Source organism: Alkalibacterium sp. m-11, from assembly GCF_054658155.1.
In genome coordinates this window covers 1-235 of record NZ_BAAGIR010000666.1, presented here as the reverse complement: position 1 = coordinate 235, position 235 = coordinate 1, and the positions used below count along the sequence as shown (strand labels likewise).

Below are 235 nucleotides of genomic sequence, written 5' to 3'. Positions count from 1 at the left end.
CTTTTAAGGCAATCAGGCGCTGTTTTTGATCATCTGTCAGCCTTTTCGTACTGGTCTCTGTGCGTACTTTTGGTTTTAAGCCATCAAACCCATACTTGCGATACAAATAGACCCAGTCACGAATACCACCAGGCTTTACTCGCCACTCACTTCCATCGACTCGTTTTAAGGGCTCTTGACTAAGGCGTTCGTAGTACGCTTGTTGGCTGGCATCAGGAAAATCCTTGTTTAAGAT

At 45.1% G+C, this 235-nt stretch carries 1 protein-coding gene; it reads right to left on the bottom strand.

Annotated features, from left to right (window positions below; genetic code table 11):
- Positions 1 to 235, bottom strand: a 235-nt coding sequence (locus ACYQ2O_RS13840; protein WP_459796888.1) for a helix-turn-helix domain-containing protein, incomplete at both ends; no start/stop codon positions are given.